Genomic DNA, 4,517 nt, shown 5'->3' on the forward strand with positions numbered 1-4,517 from the left:
CGACCGTGCTTGCGTAACCACGTCAGAACGGTCGTTTTGCCTTGAATCCCGTAGCGCTCCTGAGCCTCTTTATAACTCAGCTCGCCTTTTTCGACCTGATCGACAACCGATAATTTAAAGGTCAGCGGGTAGTCTCGCTGACTGCGCCTTTTTACTGATTCCATCACGTCCTCCTGAAAACCAGATCAGAAGGTGTAAACCTTATTTAGGACGGGACAAAAACATAAAAAAAGGGCCGCGACGCTCAACGGCGTCGCGGCCCTTTTTCAGGTGCAGCTTATGCCGAGTGGTACGTCGGCAGAGCAAAGCGGTTCTGGCTTTGCAGCATCGAAATTTGCGGCAGTTCACTGGCTTGTTCAGCCAGGTCGCGACGGATCGCGCTGATCACCCAAGTCAGTTGGTCGGCGGTGTGCAGCTGCTGATACGAGATCGAGCGCTTGACCTGCTTGCCTTCGCTGTTGCGCAGGGTCAACAGGATGCCGCCGTCTGGACGTGGCTGGGTGGTGACGTCGTAGTTGGAAAATACCGAAGCGAATTTATCTTGGATCAGGCTCATGTCTATCAGCTCCATTGGCTCAAGTTGGCAAGCATGGAGTGGTAGGTGCAGTGATTGTGCCAGTATTGATTACTGTAAAAAGTCTTTATAAATCAGCAAGTTATAAATTTTAAGAATTTTCGTTTTCGTGCAATTTGCATGAAAGGCCATCGTGCATCCTGCATTTTGCGTTATCCGTGCGGCTATTTCTTACGCGCAACCGGCCCTTGCTGACAATTCTGACCGCATATTTCCTCGATAAATTCCATCGAGCCCTCTGGCGGGTGTGCGGGATACAAAACATTTCAAATACCGCGTGTACAGCAAAAGAAGGGCTGGCGTACTTTCGTTGCAGGGGCACGGCGAACTCCCCGGACACCGGCGGTGTTCCGGCCCCGGTCAAATAATAAGAACAGGACGTCCCGCCATGGCCCCCCATTCAAACGACATGATCACTTGGCCCATGCTGCTGCGAAAGGTGCCGACTATTGTTCGGGCGCTCCCGCGGGTGCTGCGCGGCATGCGCGCCGCCAACGTCACCGACCCCGCACAGCCGTGCGGCCTGGGTTGGCACTTCGAACAAGCCACGCTGCGCAACCCGCACGGTGCCGCCTTGCTGTACGGCGACAGCGTGATCAGCTACCGCGACGCCAACCAGCGTGCCAACCGCATCGCCCACCACCTGCATGCCCAGGGCATGCGCAAAGGTCAGGTGGTGGCTCTGTTCATCGAAAATCGTCCGGAACTGTTGTTGAGCGTGCTGGCCGTGGCCAAGCTCGGTGGTATCTGCGCCATGCTCAATACCGCGCAGACCCAGGCGGCGCTGGAGCACAGCCTGAGCCTGGTCAACCCGGCGGCAATTGTGGTGGGTGAGGAATTGGTCGCCAGCTACGCGACGGTGCGTAATCAGGTGGGGATTGCGGCTGAGCGCACCTGGTTCGTCGCCGATCAGTCTTCAAGCGGGCCGCCGGAGGGGTTTATCGACTTGATGGTCGCCAGCGCCGAGAGCCCGGTGCACAACCCGGTCAGTTGCGCCCAGGTGTTTTTCAACGATCCCTGCTTTTATATCTACACCTCCGGCACCACCGGTTTGCCCAAGGCCGGCATCATGAAGCACGGGCGCTGGACCAAAACCGCCGTGAGTTTCGGCAGCATCGCCCTGGACATGGGCCCGCAGGACGTCATGTATTGCACCCTGCCGCTCTACCACGCTACCGGCCTGTGTGTGTGCTGGGGCTCGGCAATCATTGGCGCGTCCGGGTTTGCCATTCGCCGCAAGTTCAGCGCAAGCCAGTTCTGGAACGATGCCCGCACGTTCAAAGCGACCACCCTGGGGTATGTCGGTGAACTGTGTCGCTACCTGCTCGACCAGCCGCCCAGCGCGCAGGATCGCGACAACTGCGTGACCAAGATGGTTGGCAATGGCTTGCGCCCGGGCGCGTGGGCCCAGTTCAAGCAGCGCTATGGGATCGAGCATGTCTGCGAACTCTACGCTGCCAGCGACGGCAATATCGGCTTTACCAACGTGTTGAATTTCGACAACACCGTCGGGTTTTGCCTGCAGCGGTGGGCGCTGGTGGAGTACAACCACGATACCGGCGAGCCGCTGCGGGGTGCCGATGGTTATATGCGCAAGGTGCCCACGGGCGGGCAGGGCGTGCTGCTGGCAAGGATCGATGAAAAGTCACCGTTCGATGGCTACACCGACTCGCAAAAGAATCACAAGGTGGTGCTGAGCGACGTGTTCGGGAAGGGCGACCGCTATTTCAATACCGGCGACCTGGTGCGCAGTATCGGCTTCGGTCATGCGCAATTCGTCGACCGACTGGGGGATACCTACCGCTGGAAGGGCGAAAACGTGTCCACCACCGAGGTGGAAAATGCCCTGCTGCTGCATCCGCACATCGCCGAAGCGGTGGCCTACGGGGTTGAGATCGAAAACACCAACGGGCGTGCCGGGATGGTCGCCATCACCCCACGCGAGTCTCTGGCCGCGCTGGATATGCGCGAGTTGCTGCAGTTCGCCCACGCCCGGTTGCCACATTATGCGGTGCCGTTGTTCCTGCGGATCAAGGTGAAGATGGAAACCACCGGCACCTTCAAGTACCAGAAAGTCACGCTCAAGGAGCAGGCGTTCGACCCGGACAAGGCCGGCAATGATCCGCTGTTTGCCTGGTTGCCGGGCTCGGACAGCTATGTGCCGGTCACCGGGCACCTGCTTGCGCAGATACAGGGTGGGCACTTTCGCTATTGATTCTGCCTATTGGCGCTTTTGAGAAAAAATCCATGACAGCAGGGAACTCCATCGCGACACTGGGCGCCCTATAGAGCATCAGAAAAAAGGAGCCCTACATGTCGAATCAACCTACACAAATGACCGAAGACGAAGCCGCCGAGTTCGCCGAGCAGGTCTTCGACGTCGCCCGCAAGGGCGATGCCGCCATGCTCGCAGCGCTGTTGGCCAAAGGCCTGCCGGCCAACTTTCGTAACCACAATGGCGACACGTTGCTGATGCTTGCCGCCTACCACGGCCATGCCGAAGCGGTAAAAGTGCTGCTGGAGTTCAAGGCCGATCCCCTGATTGCCAATGACAAGAACCAGCTGCCGATCGCCGGTGCGGCATTCAAGGGCAGCCTGGACGTGGTCAAGGCGTTGATCGACGGCGGAACCCCGATTGAAGCGGCGTCTTCGGATGGGCGCACGGCATTGATGATGGCCGCCATGTTCAACCGCGTCGAAATGCTCAACTACCTGCTCGGCCAGGGTGCCGACCCCAAGGCCACCGACGCCCAGGGCGCGACCGCGCTGGCGGCGGCGAAGACCATGGGGGCAGTGGATACGGCGGCGTTGTTGCAAAAACTGGTGTAGGCTACGCGCCCTCGAAAACCCGCCCGCCACAGGACCACCCCATGAAAACCGCTCTCGTCGAACTCATCAGCAAAATCAGCGCCGGCGTCATGGGCGAGGACGAAGTGGCGCGTATCGCCGATGAAGCGGCTCAGGCCTACGCAGATCCTGCGGCGTTTCTGGCGGCCAATCCGGATATCAACTACGACGACACCTTCCCGATTCCGCTGGGGGAATGGGTGGTGGTGGGCAGCCTGCCGGACACTGTGCTCTTCCAGGCCGATACCTACGCCGACCTGTTTGCCCAGATCGTCGCCTCGTTCGGCCCGGGCGTGGCGTTCAACCTCAAGCCCAAGCAATTGGCCAAGACCGAAGACCTGACTGCGCTCAATCGCATCCAGATCCAAATGAGCGCCCTGAGCCCGGAAGACGGCGGCTATGTGCTGCTCAACTTCAGCCAATTGCTCGATGACGAAATCCAGGCCGTACTGGTATTCGGCAATGACCTGCCACGCGTGTTGGAACTGTGCGCCGAGATCGGCATTAAGGCCGCACCGTCGCTGGAAGCGCTGAAGGTTGCCGTTCACGTCTGAAATAAAACGGAACCCCTGCCAGGGCTGACTATCCTACAAGGGCATGCCCTCACTTAGGAGCGACACCATGGGTTCCACTTTCAATGGCCTGATTGGCCTGATCATCCTCGCGCTGGATATCTGGGCGATCATCAACGTGTTCAAAAGCGGCGCGAGCACGGGCGCCAAGGTGCTGTGGATTTTGTTGATCCTGCTGCTGCCGGTACTGGGCCTGATCATCTGGGCGATTGCCGGGCCGCGCGGTAACGTGCGCATCGGATAGTTCGCTCATAAAGTGCCTCTGTAGGAGCGAGTTTGCTCGCGAAAAAGTCATCCATTACGCGTGCTGCCTGAATGAACGCGGCGCCTGTAAGTTTTTCGCGAGCAAGCTCGCTCCTACAGAAAGTTGACTCACTGGTAGTGGGGCTTGCCCTAATGCCGGTCAGTTAAGCGCTAAAGCAGAAAAACCTGCGACCTGTGGCGAGGGAGCTTGCTCCCGTTGGGGCGCGAAGCGGCCCCAAAAATGGGACTGCTACGCAGTCCAGCGGGAGCAAGCTCCCTCG

Annotated in this window: 5 protein-coding genes and 1 pseudogene; 4 read left to right on the forward strand and 2 right to left on the reverse strand. The window is 59.1% G+C overall.

Annotation, left to right across the window (positions count from 1 at the left end):
* A pseudogene (locus Q1V60_RS07080) lies at positions 1–164 on the reverse strand (IS3 family transposase); the annotation flags it as partial.
* A gap of 113 nt (positions 165–277) precedes the next feature.
* Positions 278–556: a DUF3509 domain-containing protein gene (locus Q1V60_RS07085; RefSeq protein WP_003172952.1), complete on the reverse strand. Its 279-nt coding sequence runs from the start codon at positions 554–556 to the stop codon at positions 278–280.
* A 406-nt stretch (positions 557–962) separates the two neighbouring features.
* Between Q1V60_RS07085 and Q1V60_RS07090 the strand changes: the two genes are divergently transcribed.
* The 4 genes from Q1V60_RS07090 to Q1V60_RS07105 all read left to right on the forward strand — a co-directional run bounded on the left by Q1V60_RS07090 (position 963) and on the right by Q1V60_RS07105 (position 4,237).
* Entirely contained in the window at positions 963–2,789 is a 1,827-nt protein-coding gene (locus Q1V60_RS07090; RefSeq protein WP_300628758.1) for a long-chain-acyl-CoA synthetase, read from the forward strand.
* A gap of 98 nt (positions 2,790–2,887) precedes the next feature.
* Positions 2,888–3,403, forward strand: coding sequence for an ankyrin repeat domain-containing protein (locus tag Q1V60_RS07095; protein WP_300628759.1), 516 nt, complete (start codon positions 2,888–2,890; stop codon positions 3,401–3,403).
* Positions 3,404–3,444: 41 nt separating this feature from the next.
* The gene (locus tag Q1V60_RS07100; RefSeq protein ID WP_300628761.1) at positions 3,445–3,975 is read left to right on the forward strand and encodes a hypothetical protein; all 531 of its coding nucleotides are present in this window, start codon (positions 3,445–3,447) and stop codon (positions 3,973–3,975) included.
* A gap of 67 nt (positions 3,976–4,042) precedes the next feature.
* On the forward strand, positions 4,043–4,237 hold the full coding sequence (locus Q1V60_RS07105; protein WP_300628763.1) for a PLDc N-terminal domain-containing protein: 195 nt from the start codon (positions 4,043–4,045) through the stop codon (positions 4,235–4,237).
* Positions 4,238–4,517 lie beyond the last annotated feature (280 nt).

The organism is Pseudomonas sp. (assembly GCF_030147005.1).
Classification (GTDB): Bacteria; Pseudomonadota; Gammaproteobacteria; order Pseudomonadales; family Pseudomonadaceae; genus Aquipseudomonas.